This window comes from Sphingobacteriales bacterium, from assembly GCA_016706405.1.
Taxonomy (GTDB): Bacteria; Bacteroidota; Bacteroidia; order Chitinophagales; family UBA2359; genus BJ6.
This window is the reverse complement of sequence record JADJJT010000001.1, coordinates 410273-427859: the sequence shown is the minus strand read 5'-3', so window position 1 is coordinate 427859 and position 17587 is coordinate 410273. Positions and strand designations below refer to the sequence as shown.

Sequence of the window (17587 nt, the reverse complement as noted above, 5' to 3'; positions counted from 1 at the left end):
TTTATACCTTAATTTGTTTTTTGTTGGTAAAATCCGGATAAATAAACTTTTTGAGGGAAAATATTGCATCGATACCTTCCGGATATTGTTTGGCAAGTTTGCGCTTCAGACCCATCTATTTGCTTGGGCTAATAATTATTTATTGCCGTTGTAAATAGCTGATTTTCCGTTAGGGGTGGCAACAGCGGGGGCAGCTTTAGGCTTGTCGGCGGGCATTATTTGTTTAGTGGCATCAACAATGCGCTGGTAAAACGGGTTGATAGAAGCGCCGTGCGACTGAAAAGCGTTACTTCCGGATGAGGAGTAGGTGTTGGCATCGGCACAGGTCATAAATTTACTTTCTATTACATCCCAAAGTTCTTGGTGGCCATTATCATAGCCCAAAGCCCAAATACCCACGCCTCCCAAGCCGTATTGCATGGCTAAATTGTATTTTGCCGCTATACTTTTTTCGTTTTCGTGCCAGCATTGCTTAAAATTGCCTTTTTTGCCCATAATATAAAACGGCGATGCACTGTTGGCATCCCAGCGTTGGCTGTAACGCCCCATGTACGATTGTTTAATTTTTGCATAAGTAGCCGCTTGCAAATGCTGCGTAGTAGCCGATGGCACATACCCCGACTGTGTTTGCCACTCGCGGCCATAATAGGGCACGGCCATTACAATTTTATCGCGGCAAACGCTGTAGCTGGTATAATGGTCAAGGGTAGTTTTTATTGAAAACAAACCGCCATTTACGGGGGCAACGGGGCCTGCAGTTTTACTGTTGGCATAATGGTAGTCGTAAGCCATTATTACAAACAAATCAACATAAGGGTCAAGCAAATTTAAATCCCAAATGCCGTCTTCATCTATCGAGGGCACCGCAACAGATATGGTGGTGCCGGGACGATATTGGGCAAAATAATTGTGTAAATATTGTACAAACTTAATAAAATAAGCCTTGTCGCTTTTCCGGATATGCTCAAAATCAATATTTACGCCATTGGCAGCGCGGGCATCTAATAATTTAACCACGTTGCTGGCTAAACGTTGCCAAGTGCCTTTGTATCTAAAAAACTTATAGTTATTGTCGCCGCCAAAATTGGTAATACAAAGCTCAACTTTACATCCGGCTTCTTGCGCTTGGGTAATAACTTCGGTATCCATCCAGTTGTGAACGGTTTTATAAGCTCCGGTTGCCGGATTTATTTCGTACGAAAAATAACTTAGCGTTGAAATTAGTCCCAAATCGTAATTCTGGTAAATTTCGGGGCCGTACCAATAGGGGTGATAGCCGTAAACAATTTTATTGAGGCGGCAATTGGGCGAGCGCAACGTGCGCGGCACTAAACCAGTGCGAACATTGCCCAACACGTCAAACTGAACGTGGTCATAGTCGGCTTCGTTTTCGGTTTCAGCCGCAAACTGGCTGTAAAACTGGGCTTGTTCTTGCGCAATAGAAATATTTTCGGGGTTTTTTGAAGTGTTTTTTTCTTCGGGGGGTACGGGGCTGCCCGGCTCTAAATAGGGTTCTTGGGCATATAAAATATTGGTAATAATAAATAGCAGCAGAAGGCCAAAAAAAGCCCGGGTAAGTAAAAAATAACAGTTCATAGGTGTTTGCAGAATATAAATTCAAAAAAACAAAGCTTGTTTTAACGCTTTAGTTTGTTTTATAATCAATTAATTAATTAACTAAATGATGGGAGGGGCTAAATTTAAGACATTAAAAAACCTTTTTAACGCAAAACGCATATCCGGAAGTATAAAAAATCCGGAAAAGCCTAAAAAATGTCATCTTTTTGATAAAAAATACTATTTTATTTAGAGCCTGTCTAAATTTTATTTTCTAATTCTATTAAGCATCAATTTTATCATGGCAAGTTGGATCATTGTCTGGCTCGTTTCGGTTTGGAACTCAAAGTCTTTACTCAATCTTCGATAGCTTTCGAGCCATGCAAAAGTTCTTTCAACAATCCATCTTTTTGGCAATACTTCGAATTTCGAGGCTGTATTCGATCTACTTACAACCTCAACCACCCACCCAAACGTTTTGCGGGTATTTTCAATTAACTCGCCTCTATACCCGCCATCAGCTACTATCTTTACCAATCTGCAAAACCTGCCTCTGAGGTCAGCTATAACCATTGGGGCTGATTTACTGTCATGCTCATTTGCCGCATGAACCACAACCGCTAAAAGTAGTCCCATTGTATCTACAATAATATGCCGCTTTCTGCCTTTAACTTTTTACCCCCGTCAATCCCTCTGCACAAGCCTCCGACGCTTGTTGTCTTTACGCTCTGGCTATCAATTATACCAACACTTGGCGATGAAGCCCTGCCTGCTTGCTTTCGAGTCTTATCCCTGAGTATTTCATGGATGAGTTCTATCGTCCCATCCTTCTTCCACTTGGTAAAATAGTAGTAAACAAGCTTCCATGACGGAAAATGGAACGGCAGCATGCGCCATTGACAGCCAGCTTTAAGCAAATAGAACAGCGCATTAAAAATTTCTCTTAAACTGTGTTTTCGTTTCCGTTTGTCGTCTAAAATGCCTAATATTGCACTCCATTGACTATCGGTGAGACTGCTTGGGTAGGTTTTCATTTTACTTTATGTGTTTGATTTTCATAAAGCTATGAATTATTATTTAAACGTCAAACTGATAGTCTTTTATTCACATCTCTTTTAATAACTTTTTTCCTATCAATTTTTAGGACTGGCATGCCAATTTTTAATTTTTAGACAGTCTCTAATATCGCATAAAATAAAAACAGAAAGGAGCTATATTTTTACTGTCCTCAAGCTATACGCTGCTACGGTGCCGAAAGCCAAAAATGCCCATAAAAACAGGGCAAAAAAAGTAAAATCCAGGTAATAAAAACACAATGCCATTCCAGCAGCAAAATATACCGTTAGCAGCAATTCGCCGGCAACCACCCAGTTATTAGTACTTATTTTATATTTATGTTTAGTCTGGTGGATATTGCGTGTATTAATTGTTTGGTTTGTTGTTTGAACATCATATTTAGGGGTGCGCACAAATGGCGACTTCTGCCGCAACAAGCCCTGCAAAGCAGCTAAGCTGTTGTGCAGCGACAATCCGGAAGCAATAAGCATGAACCAAAAATAAGCAAGCCAAAAACTGGGACGTTTACTTGTTTGCCAATCTGTAAGAAGGTGTGCCTTGTAAAAAATTGAAGTAATAATAATGGTTGTCAGTAAAAAGATGGCCAAAGTAGGGCTGTAGTTAAACATAATTTGAGTATTTCGCAAAAGCATAAGGGGTAAGCCCAGCAAAAAACAAAACAAAACCACCAAATACATGCAACTACTAAGCAAATGCACGGCAGCCATAAATTTTTTCACCCCGCCAAACTCCGATTTATTTAATTTGGGTAAGATTTTAATGGCTGTTTCGGCCCCGCCCTTTACCCACCTGTGCTGCTGCGATTTAAAAGCAGCCATATTGGGTGGCAACTCGGCTGGCGATAAAACATGTCTTAAAAATACTATTTTCCAGCCCTTAAGTTGCGCCCTGTAACTTAGGTCAAGGTCTTCGGTTAGGGTGTCGGCCTGCCAATTGCCGGCCTCAAAAATAGTAGTCTTGCGCCAAACTCCTGCCGTACCATTAAAGTTTAAAAACCAGCCTCCGGCAAAGCGTCCGTACTGCTCGATGGCAAAATGAGCATCTAAAAATAAAGCCTGCGCCCTTGTTAGCAGCGATTGCCGGGCATTAATATGCGCCCAGCGCGTTTGCACTACGCCTGTTTGTGGTTGGCTATAAAAATACGGCAGGGTTTGTTGTAAAAATTGCACATCTGGAATAAAATCGGCGTCAAAAATGGCTATAAATTGGCCGGTTGCCGTTTTTAAAGCCTCGCGCAGCGCACCCGCCTTAAAGTCTTGCCGATTAGCGCGGTGTAGCCATTGCACCTTAAAGCCTTGCTGCATATAATTTTGCGCTAATTCCTGCGTTAGGGCAGCCGTTTCGTCGGTCGAGTCATCTAAAATTTGTATTTGAAGTTTGTTTTTAGGATAATGCAGGGCTGCCGTTGCATCAATAACCCGTTTTGCCACAAAATACTCGTTAAAAATAGGCAATTGTACCGTTATCTCCGGATATTGGTTTTCATCCGGAAACAAATCCGCCAAGGTTTGTATTTTGTTGGGCAAAGCATTAGCTGAACTTTCTTTGCGACACTGCCAAGCCAATATCAATCCGGATAGGGCAAAGCCCAAGGCCAAAAAATTGACTAAAATATACATCGCCAGCAAAATAATTTCGAGCATAGCGCGCTAATTAAAGGTAGGGTAAATGGCTGTTTTACTACTTTTGCAAATTCTACTACTACTACAATTGCTGCTGCTGCTGCTGATAATTTGGCTTGGTGTTTTTAGTAAAAATTTGTTTGCCGCTTTGGGCATAATAGCCGGTACCATCGTAAGGGCGTATGCGCGGGTGCTCGCTGCAAGCCACGCTACAAGCACCATTTAATGTGTCTGAGCAGGTTTTGCACTGCACATAATGGTTGTTGCACTCGGGGTTGGCACAGTTTACCATTCTCGACTCAAGGCTTCCGCAGGTAGCACACGTCGAAACAACGGTTGGGTTTACGGTATTTACATCAATTACAACGCGCTTATCGAACACGTAACACTTGCCGTCAAAATCGGTGCCGCCTGTTTGGGCTGCATAGTTAATAATGCCGCCGTCAATTTGAAAAAGTTTGTCGCGGCTAAATCCATTTTGCAATAAAAAGGCAGTCGCTTTTTCGCACCGAATACCTCCGGTACAATAGGCAATAACTGTTTTTTGTTTGAGCGGCTCTAATTCGGCTAATTTTTCCGGAAAATCGCGGAACGTATCAATATCTAAGGTAACCGCGTTTTTAAATTTGCCAACTATCCATTCAAATTTGTTGCGGGCATCTAAAAACACTACGTTGGGCTGGTCTTTAAGTTGTAGTACCGCTTGCGGGCTAAGGTGTTTTGCGGTTTCTTGCGCTGGGTTAAGGCGAATATTGTGGCCAAAATGCACTACTTCGGGGCGGTATCGCACATGAATTTTATTGAAGGAGTGCGTTTGGCTGGGGTCGGTTTTAAATTCAAGGTCGGCAAAGGGTGGCAGGCTGTTTAGCTGCTGCTTGTAGGCGTTGCACTGCTCAACACTTCCCGAAACCGTGCCACTTAAACCCTCATCGGCAAAAAACACGCGGCCTTTTACGCCAAGTTGTACACAAAAAGCCAAATGGTCGGCAGCCATTTGAGGCGCATCGGGCAGGTTAATGTATTTATAATATGATAAGGTTTGAAATTCCATATTTTTTTAATCTAATTTATGTAAGAAATTAGGGGAACAAAACAGAATATAGGCACAAAATTACGATTTTTAGGCGTAGCAAGTGCGCTTTGGCTAAAGGTTTTATCCGGATGCTTTGCTTATCCGGATGCTGACATGAACACTTCTTGCTAACTTCGCACTTTATTTCAGTACAAGCAAGTTTAATACTATGAAAGAAAATGAAACGGCTAAAAAATCATCCGGAGGTTCAAATGGCGCAACTCCGTTTGCACAAACCTATTTTCATGGCACAAAAGCCGACTTAAAAATTGGCGATTTTATTGAAGCAGGTTTTGCCACCAACTATGGACAAAAAAAGCCCTCAAAATACATTTTTTTAACTGCTACCTTAGACGCGGCTATTTGGGGGGGCGAGCTTGCCACTGGCAATGAACGCCAAAGAATTTATTTGGTTGAACCAACCGGCCCCATAGAAGACGACCCCGACTTAACAGATAAAAAATTTGAGGGCAACCCTACAAAATCTTACCGGTCGTTGTGGCCATTTAAAGTTGTTGGCGAGGTAACTATTTGGAGCGGGCACACTGCCGAGCAAGTAGATGCCATGCAGCAGGCGTTAAAAAACTTAAACGAACAAGGAATTCGGTCTTGGAATGACGACTAAATTTTTGGCCGTCTGTAACGGGGTAATAAGTGGCGGAGAGAGAGGGATTCGAACCCTCGAAACGCTTTTGGCGTTTACACACTTTCCAGGCGTGCCTGTTCGACCACTCCAGCATCTCTCCGGATAGGTGTAATTTTAACAAATCAATTTTGAAAACTTAAAAATACAGCACAAAGTTTCAACAAAAAAGGGAAATAACCAAATTTTTTCGCTTGTATAGGCACAAAAAGCTTTGGCACAATTTGTTTTCCGTTTAGTTTTTTTATCAATTAACTTATTTCTTTTTATATGCAGCTTATTTTTGCAACCCACAATAAAAACAAAGTTCACGAAGCTCAAATTGCCGCCCCGCCCGGCATAAAAATAATTAGCCTGCACGATATTGGCTACCTCCACAATATACCCGAACCACACGACACTTTAGAAGCCAATGCCCTTGAAAAGCTGAATACAATTTGGCAGCAATACGGCCTGCCTTGTTTTGCCGAAGATGCCGGCCTTGAAGTGGAAGCTTTAAACAACCAGCCCGGCGTATTTACCGCTCGCTATGCCGCCCTACATGGCAGCAGTTTAGCTAATCCGCTTTTTTTGCTCGAAAAAATGCAAGGCATTACCAACCGCAAAGCCCGGTTTAGGGCGGTAGTTGCCCTTGTATTAAATAATAATAACCCACCAGTACTATTTCAAGGGCAGGTGCAAGGGCAAATTACCCACCAACCTATTGGCAACGGCGGTTTTGCCTACGATCCCGTTTTTATTCCCGATGGGCACACTCGCACTTTTGCCCAATTAACTGACAGCGAAAAACATGCCATTAGTCATCGTGGGTTGGCTATGCGGCAACTATGGTCGTTTTTGGGCAAGCAGCCATTATAACAAATTGTTTTCAATACCGATGAAATAATAATATATGGCACAACTTTTATAACTTTGGGCGGTTATTGTATTTATTCCGGATTATACTCCATAATAAAATGCCTCAAACACCGTTTTCAAAAAATAAACAAACGCCAATTTACTTGGTCTAAGTTTTGTTATTCTTAGTATTTTAAACTTCGCCACAAACTTTACAACCCCAAATAGTCCCAAAACCAAACTAAACGCAGAAACAACAACAACAATGAATAAAATAATATGGATACTTGGGTTTTTAGGGCTAACTATTTTAGGCGGACTTTACGCCCGGCAAAAGTCGTATCATCCGGAACCGTTGCTTGAGCCTTCACAAACGGCAGTAAAACAGCTTGCTGCCAATACAAGCGAAATAAAAGATGGAGACCTTATTTTTCAAACCTCAGTTTCCGAACAAAGCAAAGCCATTCAGCTTGCAACAAAATCAAAATATTCGCATTGCGGACTTATTTACAAAGACGGAGATAAATTTTTTGTTTTTGAAGCCATACAGCCAGTTAAACAAACACCGCTCGACAAGTGGATTGCCCGCGGTCAAGAAGGGAAATATATAATCAAACGCCTCAAAAATGCCGACCAGGTTTTAACGCCTTCCGCACTTGCCAAAATGAAACAAATTGGCAGCCAGTTTAACGGAAAAAACTACGATCTAACTTTTGAGTGGTCTGATGATAAAATTTATTGCTCGGAATTAATTTGGAAAATATACCAACAAGCTACCGGAATTGAAATTGGCAAACTTGAACAACTTAGCGATTTTGACTTGACAAATGAAGTGGTTAAGAAAAAAATAAAAGAGCGTTATGGCAATAAAATTCCAATGAACGAGCCAGTAATTTCGCCAGCTGCCATTTTCAACAGTGATTTATTGGTAACGGTAAAATCGAACGAACAAACCAATTGATTTTTAAAACACATTATTATATTACGTTTAACAACATGTTTAGTTTTCGCATTAAAAACCTTGCTTTAGCCTTATTAGCTATTTTTTTAATTGCCGCAGCGCCTGCCTGCAAAGCAAAATACGGCTGCCCTGCTGGCGATGCCAGTGCTATGGAAAGCAAAAAGAAAAAAAATCATCGCACAACCAGCCTTTTCGATAAAGACTTTGAAAAGCGCAAGGGCATACGCTCAAGGTAAACACGCAAGGCTTAAAATCAGTTGGCGCAACAATTTTGCTAATTATTTAGCATTTTTTCCATTGCGCTTTGGCCGTGTGTTCTAACACTACTTTTACGCCAAAAAACTGTTCTAATCGGTCGGCTATTTTTTGGGCACAATAAACCGACCTGTGTTGGCCGCCCGTGCATCCGAAGGCAATGGTTAGCTGGTCAAAATTATTTGTGAGGCAATTTTTTACAGCCGTATCGGTTAGTGCTATTACGTGGCTAAGCCAGGCATCGGCGTTTGATTGAGCGCGCAAAAAATCGGCTACGGGCTTATCTAATCCGGATAAATATTGATATTCGGCTAAACGTCCGGGGTTCAACAAAGAACGACAATCAAACACAAATCCGCCGCCATTTGGATATTGGTAATTAGGGATGCCTAATTTATACGAAAAACTATGAACAGAAACCGTTAGGGGGGCTGTTTGGGCTAATTTTTTATCCGGAAGTTTAAGTTCGGTATGTTCAACAATTTGCCGACATACATTAGTTAACGCAGGCAAATTTATAGGTATCGGCATAGCGTTTAACCAATAGGCTAAGTTTTGTACACAATAAACAATGCTGTCTATAAAATGCTGTTTGCGCTCAACCAAGCCTCTAAAGCCATAAGCACCTAATAATTGCAACAAACGTATTAACACATAAGCATTGTAATATTGCAAAAATTCGGTAGTATTTATTGGGGTTAAGGTTTGGGCAAATTGTAAATAGTGGTTTAAAAGTTCGGTGCGAATAGGCGAGGGCAATTGGGCACGCGCCTGAAAAAGCAGCGAAGCCACATCGTACTGTAATGCGCCACGCCGCCCTCCTTGAAAATCAATGACGTAGGGTTGTTGGTTATACCACATTATATTGCGCGCCTGGTAGTCGCGGTGCATAAAGTAACTAGTGTTGGTGTTGAGCAAAAACTGCGCTAATTGTTCAAAATCGTGTTCTAATTCTGCTTCGTCAAAATTAATTTGCAGCGGTTTTACAAAACAGTATTTAAAGTACTGGCAATCCCATAAAATAGTTTGGGCATCAAAATTGGGTTTAGGGTAGCATTTTTCAAAGTTGAGGTGTTTAGCGCTTAGAATTTGCATTTTTGCCAAAACCTCTAAAGATGCTTTGTAGGCAGAAAGTAAATGCTGAGGAAATGGGTCAGTTTCCGGATGTTTTAATATGGAGGTATTAATCATTTCAAACAACGACTCGTCGCCTAAATCCTCTTGTAAATAGGTATTATTTTTGGGGTCGCTGGCATAAATTTCGGGCACCGGCAAGCCTACATTTTTAAAATGCTGGGCTAAATATAAAAAGGCGTTGTTTTCGGGTTGGTTAGCATTTATGGCGGCTATGGCGGTACTGCCTTTTGCGCTAAGCCGGTAATATTGCCTGTACGATGCCGATGGGGGCAAGGCTTGAATTGTTTCGGGAGGCATATTTGCCCATTTTTTAAATAATCCGGATAAAAAGGCAGTCATTTTCGGTGGTAAATATAATTTTTTATTTTTTTTTTAAAAATTTCTTCAGAAAACCTTCAGGATTTGAAAAAAACATTTTAACTTGGCGGCGCAAACCTCAAAACCAGCAACAAAGATAGTTTTAAGTGCTATATTTTCCACGTCTCTTATTCAATCAATTCTAAAAACAATATATCTTTTCACGCTCCCTAAATACTATACAGTATGAACGCATTATTAAAAATTGGCAAATACTTATTTGCCTTGCCACTACTTGGTTTTGTTTATGGCCATTTTACCAGTGCCGATGCTATGGCCGGCATGGTGCCAATACCCGGCGGCGCTATTTGGGTTTATTTAACCGGTTTAGCTATGCTTGCTTTTATAGTAAGTGTATTTGTTGGCAAATTTGATAAATTAGCCGGCACACTTTTGGGCATTATGATATTAATTTTTGCCTTGGGCCTTCATTTACCCAATTTAATGGGTGGCGACCAAAATAGCATGGGTATGCTTATTAAAGATCTAATGATAGCTGGTGGTGCATTCATGTATGCAGGTGCTTATGCCCGTGACAATTCAGTTATTGGCTAATTGCTTCCTGTTTTCATCTCAAAGGGCGGTGTTATTGTTGTAGCACCGCCTTTTTTATTTTTAAATTGCTGGTTAAAGCGGTATAGTTTAGTGTTAATCTTGCTATTTTTGCACCTCTTAAATTAGATTTTTGAATTAAAGATAAAAACTTATACATGTTTAACTATATTTTATACGAAGTTGCTAACGGTGTGGCCACTATAACACTTAACCGTCCCGAGCGCTTTAATGCTTTTGTTGATGGCATGAACCAAGAAGTTACCGAAGCATTTAAAAAGGCCGGAAAAGATACTAAAGTGCGCGTTGTGGTTATTACGGGTGCCGGAAAAGCCTTTTGCTCGGGGCAAGATTTAAAAGATATTCAGGGGCAAGTTGGGCAGCGCAGCCTTGGCGAGTCGGTTGTACAGCGATATAACCCCATGATTTTACAGGTTGCCCAAACCGCCAAACCCGTTATTTGCCGGCTAAACGGTGTTGCCGCCGGGGCGGGATGCTCGCTGGCTTTGGCCTGCGATATGATAATTGCTGCCGAAGAGGCTAAACTTATTGAGGTGTTTGTAAATGCCGGATTGGTGCTCGACTCGGGGTCGTCCTATTTTTTGCCGCGCAGCCTTGGCTTAAAAAAAGCCTTCGAGCTGGCTGCTATGGCCACCCCCGTTACTGCCGCCGAAGCGCTGCAATTGGGCTTGGTAAATAAGGTGGTACCTGCTGCCGAATTAGATGCCGCAGTTGAGTTGGTAACTGCTTATTTTGCCACGGCGCCCACTAAAGCTATCGGTATGATTAAAAAAATGTTGGCTAAAGGTGCAAACAGCAGTTTAGAAGAATCACTGCAATACGAAGCCTATTGCCAAGAAATTGCCGGGCAAAGCAACGACTATCGCGAAGGAGTAACAGCTTTTGTTGAAAAACGCAAACCTGTTTTTTCCGGAACTTAACTTAGCTGAGTTTTCTTTTTAGTTGACGAGTTAGCATTAGTTTGCTAATTTAGGCATCGTGAAAACAAAAGCTCTTTACTTACTTGTCGTACACCTTAATTAAAAACACATAAGGGCGCAGTATTTTAATTTGGTCGGTAATACTAAGCAAGCTAAGCGCACTGTCTTCGGTAAGGGTAGGTGGGTGTTTAAGGCGCTGTATTAACGAAACAGCATACCTGATTTTAATGACGTAAGTAGCATTTGGCGCTTTACTGTGGCGGGCTTTTATAATGCCAATAAGTTCGCCCTTTTCATTAAATAGTGGGCCGCCGCTATTTCCGGGTTCAACAGACATACCCACTTGGTAAGTAGTTGCATCGCCATTATACCCGTTTAATGCCGATATGGTCCCATCCTGAAATTTTACACTTGTACCCATTGTTTGGGTAAGCGGGTAGCCGAGGGTATAAACTTTTTCGGCCATGTCGGCCATTTGGGTGTTAAACTTATACGGTACAGGAAGTAACGGCTTAAACGACATATCGACAATTTTTAAAATGGCTAAATCGTTTTGCGGATCTGTCTTTTCTAAAACGCCATTATAGATGGAGGTTATTCCGGATTGAGCATCGGTTATTTGGAATTCAAAACGCGAGCCGCCTTCAATTACGTGTGTATTTGTAAGGATATAGCCATCAGTGCTGATAGCTATGCCGGTTCCGGTTGATATTGGTCGGTCGTTTAAAGATGATTTTTTAGGAAAAGCCTTAGTAAATCCTAATTGTCTTTTTTCGTTCGTTAATAAAGTAATTCCATTTGGGTCAAGCGAGATGGTAACTGTTTCGTCGCTAAGTTTATTTGGCTTGCGCCATCTTACATTGTATATTTTATCAACAGATGAGGCTATTATTTCGCCTATCAGTTCGCCTTCATGCCAGTCTAAATAATTAGAAGCCCCATCGAGGTAAACAATTTGGTACTTATTGGTTTTTAGCGGTACAAGGGCAACTTGGTATTCTTGGGTTGATTGTGCTTCGGGGTTTTGGGTATAAATTCCGGCAAGTTCATCGTCGGGCGGCAAGTTCTCGAAGCTGGCATATAGTTTTTCCCTCGTCCAACCAGTAGCATCAATTGGCAGTTTAAACTGGTTGGCAGTATTGTATTTTTTGTTTTTTATGTTACAGGTTTTTGCCCACGTCTGTATTAAGCTTTCATATAAATTGCTACTTTCAGATAAATAAATAGTATCCTGCGATTTATAAGAAAATGTTTGGTCTAAGCAGCTTATAAAGTCTATTTTAAAATTGGTAAAAAAGAGGTTGTTGTAATATTCAATTTTAGGCTTAACGCGAGCTACCTCGCAAAATGAGGCAACCTGGCTAAACATTTCTTCTTTGGCCGCGCTGGTAAACGCCACCGTTTCAAAGCCCATATCATTTTTAAGATAGTCAGAAAAAGCTTCTAAATACTTGCTACTGCCGTTGTCAACTTCTTTTTGGTCAGCGTAGTCTAATTCAATAGCAGCTTTTTTTACACCATTAATAAAATCAATAAACTCTTGGTTGTTTTCGTTGCTTGTTATGTTGTTTGCCTTTGCTGTCAGTAGGGTAAAAAGCAAAAAAATAAAAAAACTGACTATTTTTCTAGCAATGGCAGCAGGTATAACACCGTAGATACTACTCGTAAGGCGGAGTAAAACTCTTGTCATAAAATAAATTGCTAATTTGGGGTATTGCGGGGTGGGTTTCGGTCGGTATATTTTGCTAATAAATTAGCGGTCATTTAAGCTTAAAAAACTGCAAAAACAAGGTTTTATTTTGTTATTTTAAACTTGTTTCAGGTAGCGAATTAGGCGCTATTGTATGGCATTTAACTGTTAAACGATTTATAGTTGCCATTATTGCCGTTGTTCATAAACAATTCTATAAATAAATTTTTGTCATACAATAGCGTAAATTCAAATTTTTATTAGGCGAGTGTTTTAATATTTAAGGCAATGTTTGAGTTCTAATTTTTGATTTCCTTTAAGCAACTCAAATACATTATATTCAACCTCGTAGGTGTTTGTTTGTTTGTTTGTTTTTGCGGCCATGCCTTTAATAGTAGCTTTTTTAACGTTGTTTGGCATCGAGTAAACAATTTTGTAGGTAGGTGGAGGCATCATTTTCATAAACTCGGCTGTTTGTTCATCTCCTCCTTCTAACAAAGCAGCTATGGGCGATTCTCCGTTTTCGAATTCTACAGTTGTAACACGTTCTAATTTATTGCCTTTTCGTTTATATTTAGTACTGCCTCCTAAAATGCTTCCCGCTGCATTTTTATTTTGGTTTAACACTTTATTCAGCGCGTCAATACTTGCAAAATCATAACTTATGCGCATTATATATTGGTCGGGCTTTGTAATTGATACGTTGGTAATGCCATTTATAGACGTATAAGCATTAAGGTCGCGGTCAACCACCTCGTCAAGGCCAGTATCAAGGCCTTCTTTTACCGAGTCGGGCATAAACATACCCAACATACTCATTGCTGTACTAAAATCAACTGTTGTAGTCATTGTTCCTGCTCCATTTTTTTTAATACTCACTTCGTCGGTAATAGTAAAACATCCGGTAGTAAAAATGGCAATAATGCTTATAAAAAGCAAGCAATAAATTAGACGAATAATTTTTAAAGAAGTCATTAAAAGTAGATTTAAAAATAAAAAAATGAAATAAAAAAATACGTCATCCGTGCTTCCGGATGAACTTGTAAAGTTAAGGCTTTTATCAACACAAAACTTCCGGATGGTTTGCTCCGGTTAAAAATGGTTTGCAAACTAGCTAAAACTTAAAGTAAATACTTACCTAAAAACTGCGTAACTTTGCAGCTTATTTTATTACATCAATGATATTTTCGTTAATTACCCAAAGAACAAAAAAAGCATATTTTCTTGTTTTTTTAGGCTGTGCCTTCTTGTTTTTGTTAGATGCTTGCTCGCAAAACACCCAGCAAGGCAATTCTAAAACAGCAACAGCCAATTCTACTGCCGCCGATACTACAAAGCCAGCCAACCCAAACCGCCAACTTACCGAGCGCGAACAAAAACGCGCCCATGCCAACGAACAGGCCATGCAGTTTTTCGAAAAAACACCTTATAAAGAAACCGCACAAGGAAAATTTTTTAAAGGAATTGGCAATTTTTCCACTTTCGACCGTGTAATAAACTACCATCCAAACGGCCAGTATCAAACAACCTTTTTTGTTAGAGCCAACGATACCATTAAAGATGGCAAATACACCAAATATTATAGCAACGGCGTGGTTGAAGAAGAAGGCAATTACCTGAGTGGCAAAAAACACGGCCAATGGTTAGCCTATTACTACACCGATGCAGGCGCCGAACCAATTGAAGAAAAAATTGAATTTTGGGAGCATGGTGTTAAAGATGGAGAATCCCTTGAAAAACATAAAAATGGCCGCGCCCGCAAACAAGTTTTTTACAAAATGGGCAAAGAGGAGGGCATAGGCCGCACCTGGTTCCCAACCGGACAAGTTGAATCTGAAGTAAATTTTAAAAATGGCAAACGAGACGGCGAATCGAAAGCCTACTACGCCAACGGCAAATTACAGGCCGTAAGCATGGTTAAAAATGGCCAAAAAGAAGGCCTTACCGAAGATTATTACGAAACCGGAATTAAACGCCGCGCAATTCATTATAAAAACGGCAAACGCAACGGCGAATACAAAGTTTGGAACGAACAAGGCGAACTTAAAGTAATTGGCGAATATAAAAACGGCGAAACTATTAAAGAGATAACCTATTAACAAGTTAACAAGTTTAAATTTTTTCAAACAAAATCAAATAAAACATAAACGATTACACATATATGACCGCCCAAGAAATACGTCAGGCATTTTTTGATTTTTTTGCCGCCAAAGGCCACCAAATAGTACCCTCGGCACCCGTTGTAATTAAAAACGACCCCACGCTAATGTTTACCAACGCGGGGATGAACCAGTTTAAAGATTATTTTTTAGGCCATAGCCAAGCCCCCTGGCCCCGCGTTGCCGACACCCAAAAATGCCTGCGCGTTAGCGGCAAACACAACGACTTAGAAGACGTAGGTAAAGACACCTACCACCATACCCTGTTCGAAATGTTGGGCAACTGGAGCTTTGGCGACTACTTTAAAAAAGAAGCTATCGCCTGGAGTTGGGAACTGCTTACCCAGGTCTATAAAATTCCGAAAGACCGCCTGTATGTTACCGTTTTTGAAGGCAGCGCCGACGATAATATACCCTTCGACCAAGAAGCTTACGATACCTGGCTGCAATTTGCCGCCCCCGACCGCATTTTAAAAGGCAACAAAAAAGATAATTTTTGGGAAATGGGCGACACCGGCCCCTGCGGCCCCTGCTCTGAAATTCATGTTGATTGCCGCACAGACAGCGAGCGCCAAACAATACCCGGAGCCAGTTTAGTAAACAACGACCACCCGCAGGTAATTGAAATATGGAACAACGTGTTTATTGAATTTAACCGCAAAGCCGACAAAAGCCTCGAAAAACTTCCGGCGCAACACGTAGATACGGGCATGGGTTTCGAGCGCTTGGTGCGCGTATTACAAAACAAACAATCGAATTACGATACCGACATTTTTACCCCAATCATCCGGAAAATTGAAGCCATTACCGGCATAACCTACGGCAGCGCCGAACCTACCGATATTGCCATCCGTGTACTCTCTGACCATATTCGCGCCATTACCTTTACCATTGCCGATGGCCAACTACCCTCTAACAATAAAGCCGGCTACGTGGTGCGCCGTATTTTGCGCCGCGCCGTTCGATACGCTTACAGTTATTTAGGCTACAAACAACCCATTTTATACCAGTTAGTGCCCGTTTTAACCCAACAACTCGGCAGCGTTTTTCCCGAGCTAACCGCACAGCAAAACTTTATAACCAAAGTAATTCACGAAGAAGAACAAACCTTTTTGCACACCTTAGAAAGCGGCTTAAAACGATTTGCCCAAATTGAAAATCAAACATCCGGAAAAATTATTTCCGGAGAAAACGCCTTTGAACTTTTAGACACCTTTGGCTTTCCGTTTGACCTCACCCGCTTAATTGCTGGCGAGCGCGGTTTATCTATAGACGAACCCGCATTTAACGCCGCCCTTGCCCAGCAAAAAGAACGCAGCCGCGCCGCCGGCAAAATTGAAACCGGCGACTGGATAATTCTTGACCCACAAGCCGGCACCACCTTATTTGTAGGTTACGACCAATTAGAGGCTAACGCACACGTTGTAAAATACCGACAAGTAAAACAAAAAGGCGAAACAGGCTACCAAATTGTGCTAAATATTACCCCATTTTATGCCGAAAGCGGCGGACAAGTGGGCGATACCGGCTTTCTGCATTTTCATCCGGATGAAAAGGTTGCGGTGTTAAACACCCTTAAAGAAAATAATTTAATTGTGCATTTAGTAGCCCAGCTTCCTACAAATATGCAAGCCGATTGCCATGCTATTGTTAATACCCAACGCCGGAAAGCCACCAACAGCAACCACTCGGCAACCCATTTGCTACATGCCGCCCTGCGCGAAGTGTTGGGTACGCACGTGCAACAAAAAGGCTCGTTGGTACACCCCGACTATTTGCGCTTCGACTTTTCGCATTTTGCCAAACTTACCGACGAAGAATTACAGCGCATACAAAACCGCGTAAACGAAAAAATTCGCGAAAATATACCCTTAGACGAACGCCGCGATATGCCCCTTGACGAAGCTATGCAACTTGGAGCCATGGCCTTGTTTGGCGAAAAATATGGCGATAGCGTGCGCGTTATAATTTTTGACCCCAACTACTCGAAAGAACTATGCGGAGGTACGCACGTAAAAGCAACCGGAGAGATTGGCCTGTGTTTTGTTGCCGCCGAAAGCAGTATATCGGCGGGGGTGCGCCGCATTGAGGCTATTACCGGCCAAGCTGCTGCGCAAATGGTAAACAGCGCTATTGACGAGCTACAAACCGTGCGCCATTTGTTAAATAACCCCAGCAGTATAAGCGAGGCAACACAAAAACTATTGCACGAAAACAACCGCTTACAAAAAGAATTAGAAAAACTGCAGGCCGAGAAAGCAGTAGCCATTAAAAACGAACTTATTAGCCAGGCACAAACCACCTCAGCCGGATACCAGCTAATTGCCGCCCAAGTTGCCTTGCCCAACGCCGATTTGGTAAAAAAATTAGCTTACGAACTGCGCAACGAAGTATCGAACTTAATTGCTGTATTGGGTGCCGAAATTGACGGCAAAGCCCATTTAACCGTAATGATAGCCGATGAAATTGTGGCCAGCACCAACTTAAATGCAACCCAAATTATACGCAATTTGGCAAAACATATACAAGGCGGCGGCGGCGGACAGCCCTTTTATGCTACCGCAGGCGGTAAAAATCCCGAAGGTTTGCCCTACGCTATTAACGAAAGCAAAGACATGTTTTTGACTTAGTTGTGGCTTCAAATTAGTTAGCTTGCCAACTTAAAAATTGAGGTTTATACACATGTAACCACCAAAGGATTTGACCAAATAAAAAATCCATTGGATA

At 41.4% G+C, this 17587-nt stretch carries 14 protein-coding genes, 1 tRNA gene and 1 pseudogene; 8 read left to right on the top strand and 8 right to left on the bottom strand.

From position 1 onward, the window contains the following. Window positions 1-135: 135 nt before the first annotated feature. From IPI59_01810 to IPI59_01795, 4 genes and pseudogenes are all read right to left on the bottom strand, one after another. Window positions 136-1596, bottom strand: a complete 1461-nt coding sequence (locus IPI59_01810; protein MBK7526303.1) for a hypothetical protein — start codon at window positions 1594-1596, stop codon at window positions 136-138. A 228-nt stretch (window positions 1597-1824) separates the two neighbouring features. Further along, window positions 1825-2591 (bottom strand): annotated as a pseudogene (locus IPI59_01805) (IS5 family transposase). Window positions 2592-2768: 177 nt separating this feature from the next. Then, window positions 2769-4277, bottom strand: coding sequence for a glycosyltransferase (locus IPI59_01800; GenBank protein MBK7526302.1), 1509 nt, complete (start codon window positions 4275-4277; stop codon window positions 2769-2771). Window positions 4278-4338: 61 nt separating this feature from the next. After that, window positions 4339-5307 (bottom strand): rhodanese-related sulfurtransferase, encoded by a 969-nt coding sequence (locus tag IPI59_01795; GenBank protein MBK7526301.1) that lies wholly within the window; start codon window positions 5305-5307, stop codon window positions 4339-4341. 190 nt (window positions 5308-5497) lie between these two features. Between IPI59_01795 and arr the strand changes: the two genes are divergently transcribed. Continuing rightward, window positions 5498-5953 carry an NAD(+)--rifampin ADP-ribosyltransferase gene (gene arr, locus IPI59_01790; GenBank protein ID MBK7526300.1) on the top strand — a complete coding sequence of 152 codons (456 nt, stop codon included), beginning with the start codon at window positions 5498-5500 and terminating at the stop codon, window positions 5951-5953. A gap of 30 nt (window positions 5954-5983) precedes the next feature. Here the strand turns inward: arr and IPI59_01785 are convergent. Beyond that, window positions 5984-6074: transfer RNA gene (locus IPI59_01785), tRNA-Ser, on the bottom strand. Window positions 6075-6241: 167 nt separating this feature from the next. Between IPI59_01785 and rdgB the strand changes: the two genes are divergently transcribed. The 3 genes from rdgB (at window position 6242) to IPI59_01770 (ending at window position 8005) form a co-directional block, all read left to right on the top strand. Beyond that, a complete protein-coding gene (rdgB, locus tag IPI59_01780) occupies window positions 6242-6829 on the top strand; it encodes an RdgB/HAM1 family non-canonical purine NTP pyrophosphatase (protein ID MBK7526299.1) in 588 nt (195 codons plus the stop codon). A gap of 244 nt (window positions 6830-7073) precedes the next feature. Continuing rightward, on the top strand, window positions 7074-7769 hold the full coding sequence (locus tag IPI59_01775; protein ID MBK7526298.1) for a YiiX family permuted papain-like enzyme: 696 nt from the start codon (window positions 7074-7076) through the stop codon (window positions 7767-7769). A gap of 35 nt (window positions 7770-7804) precedes the next feature. Then, on the top strand, window positions 7805-8005 hold the full coding sequence (locus tag IPI59_01770; GenBank protein MBK7526297.1) for a hypothetical protein: 201 nt from the start codon (window positions 7805-7807) through the stop codon (window positions 8003-8005). Between the two features lie 46 nt (window positions 8006-8051). Here the strand turns inward: IPI59_01770 and IPI59_01765 are convergent, their stop codons facing one another. Then, entirely contained in the window at window positions 8052-9500 is a 1449-nt protein-coding gene (locus tag IPI59_01765; protein ID MBK7526296.1) for a phosphotransferase, read from the bottom strand. A 204-nt stretch (window positions 9501-9704) separates the two neighbouring features. Between IPI59_01765 and IPI59_01760 the strand changes: the two genes are divergently transcribed. Continuing rightward, a complete protein-coding gene (locus IPI59_01760; protein MBK7526295.1) occupies window positions 9705-10073 on the top strand; it encodes a DoxX family protein in 369 nt (122 codons plus the stop codon). 155 nt (window positions 10074-10228) lie between these two features. After that, complete coding sequence (locus tag IPI59_01755) at window positions 10229-11011, top strand: enoyl-CoA hydratase/isomerase family protein (protein MBK7526294.1); 783 nt, start codon at window positions 10229-10231, stop codon at window positions 11009-11011. A 79-nt stretch (window positions 11012-11090) separates the two neighbouring features. Here the strand turns inward: IPI59_01755 and IPI59_01750 are convergent, their stop codons facing one another. Then, window positions 11091-12701 (bottom strand): trypsin-like peptidase domain-containing protein, encoded by a 1611-nt coding sequence (locus tag IPI59_01750; GenBank protein ID MBK7526293.1) that lies wholly within the window; start codon window positions 12699-12701, stop codon window positions 11091-11093. A 273-nt stretch (window positions 12702-12974) separates the two neighbouring features. Next, the gene (locus IPI59_01745; GenBank protein MBK7526292.1) at window positions 12975-13676 is read right to left on the bottom strand and encodes a hypothetical protein; all 702 of its coding nucleotides are present in this window, start codon (window positions 13674-13676) and stop codon (window positions 12975-12977) included. 203 nt (window positions 13677-13879) lie between these two features. Between IPI59_01745 and IPI59_01740 the strand changes: the two genes are divergently transcribed. After that, entirely contained in the window at window positions 13880-14800 is a 921-nt protein-coding gene (locus IPI59_01740) for a toxin-antitoxin system YwqK family antitoxin (GenBank protein ID MBK7526291.1), read from the top strand. Between the two features lie 62 nt (window positions 14801-14862). Next, window positions 14863-17490 carry an alanine--tRNA ligase gene (gene alaS / locus IPI59_01735; GenBank protein MBK7526290.1) on the top strand — a complete coding sequence of 876 codons (2628 nt, stop codon included), beginning with the start codon at window positions 14863-14865 and terminating at the stop codon, window positions 17488-17490. Window positions 17491-17587 lie beyond the last annotated feature (97 nt).

What these genes read in the sequence shown, in the direction of transcription:
- IPI59_01810 (MBK7526303.1), bottom strand. Translation starts at nt 1,596, where the DNA reads ATGAACTGTTATTTTTTACTTACCCGGGCTTTTTTTGGCCTTCTGCTG.
- IPI59_01800 (MBK7526302.1), bottom strand. Translation starts at nt 4,277, where the DNA reads ATGCTCGAAATTATTTTGCTGGCGATGTATATTTTAGTCAATTTTTTG.
- IPI59_01795 (MBK7526301.1), bottom strand. Translation starts at nt 5,307, where the DNA reads ATGGAATTTCAAACCTTATCATATTATAAATACATTAACCTGCCCGAT.
- arr (MBK7526300.1), top strand. Translation starts at nt 5,498, where the DNA reads ATGAAAGAAAATGAAACGGCTAAAAAATCATCCGGAGGTTCAAATGGC.
- rdgB (MBK7526299.1), top strand. Translation starts at nt 6,242, where the DNA reads ATGCAGCTTATTTTTGCAACCCACAATAAAAACAAAGTTCACGAAGCT.
- IPI59_01775 (MBK7526298.1), top strand. Translation starts at nt 7,074, where the DNA reads ATGAATAAAATAATATGGATACTTGGGTTTTTAGGGCTAACTATTTTA.
- IPI59_01770 (MBK7526297.1), top strand. Translation starts at nt 7,805, where the DNA reads ATGTTTAGTTTTCGCATTAAAAACCTTGCTTTAGCCTTATTAGCTATT.
- IPI59_01765 (MBK7526296.1), bottom strand. Translation starts at nt 9,500, where the DNA reads ATGACTGCCTTTTTATCCGGATTATTTAAAAAATGGGCAAATATGCCT.
- IPI59_01760 (MBK7526295.1), top strand. Translation starts at nt 9,705, where the DNA reads ATGAACGCATTATTAAAAATTGGCAAATACTTATTTGCCTTGCCACTA.
- IPI59_01755 (MBK7526294.1), top strand. Translation starts at nt 10,229, where the DNA reads ATGTTTAACTATATTTTATACGAAGTTGCTAACGGTGTGGCCACTATA.
- IPI59_01750 (MBK7526293.1), bottom strand. Translation starts at nt 12,701, where the DNA reads ATGACAAGAGTTTTACTCCGCCTTACGAGTAGTATCTACGGTGTTATA.
- IPI59_01745 (MBK7526292.1), bottom strand. Translation starts at nt 13,676, where the DNA reads ATGACTTCTTTAAAAATTATTCGTCTAATTTATTGCTTGCTTTTTATA.
- IPI59_01740 (MBK7526291.1), top strand. Translation starts at nt 13,880, where the DNA reads ATGATATTTTCGTTAATTACCCAAAGAACAAAAAAAGCATATTTTCTT.
- alaS (MBK7526290.1), top strand. Translation starts at nt 14,863, where the DNA reads ATGACCGCCCAAGAAATACGTCAGGCATTTTTTGATTTTTTTGCCGCC.